This window comes from Gordonia jinhuaensis (assembly GCF_014639795.1).
Taxonomy (GTDB): domain Bacteria; phylum Actinomycetota; class Actinomycetes; order Mycobacteriales; family Mycobacteriaceae; genus Gordonia_B; species Gordonia_B jinhuaensis.
The window spans coordinates 1-759 of record NZ_BMGC01000108.1 but is presented as its reverse complement, the minus strand read 5'-3'; the positions used below and the strand labels follow the sequence as shown (position 1 = coordinate 759).

The 759-nt window shown below is 64.6% G+C and carries 1 protein-coding gene; it reads right to left on the bottom strand.

The genetic code is table 11. The features are described 5' to 3' along the window. Positions 1 to 27: 27 nt before the first annotated feature. On the bottom strand, positions 28 to 759 hold a 732-nt coding region (locus IEW22_RS19845; RefSeq protein ID WP_188589141.1), incomplete at its 5' end, for a transposase.

Here is a 759-nt window from a genome sequence, read left to right as displayed (position 1 = left end):
GGCTCTTCGAAGTTAGCCGGGCACTGCTCAGCAGTGGAATTGCTGGATGTTGGCCCGCTGGGCGCGGGTGCAGTGGAATCGTATCCGGCGCCGCGAGTTCTCGGTGTTGCGGAACCCGCACGCGACGCGTTTGACCTGCTTGACCAGCCGGTTGTAGCCCTCGGTACGGGCGTTGGTCAGCCTGGTGTGCAAGAACGCCAGGATCGCCGGCCACCACGTCTCGATCGTGGTTGCCAACCGGGTGATCTCGGGAATGTCGGCATCAGCACACCAGCAGTAGAACCGGTAGAGCCGGCGGCGGATCTCGGCATCATCAGCGCCGTCACGGGCAGCGGAAAGGAGTTGGCGCAGTTCCTCTTTCGCGATGTAGGCCGATAGGATCTGCGTGCTGGGATCATGGTCGATCAACGCGTTCCACATCTTGGCGAATGACCTGTCCGTCAGCCGTTCTCGCGCACTCAGCAGACGTCGTCGGTTGGCCCATTCGGGATCCTGTTTGCGGCCCCGGCGGCCGTGGGTGTCGAAGGTGACCCGCCGGCGCACGGCGGTGACCATGTCGTTGGCCAGCTTGACCAGGTGGAAATGATCGACCACCAGTTGCGCGTTGGGCAACAGCGTGTCGGTGACCGCGGCCGCGTAGGCGGCCGACGGGTCGATCACCACATGGCTGATCTGGTCGCGGAACTGCTCGGACTGCGCGGTGAGCCAGTCGGTGACGGCCTTGCTGGTACGGCCTTCGACCTGACCCAACAGGCCCCG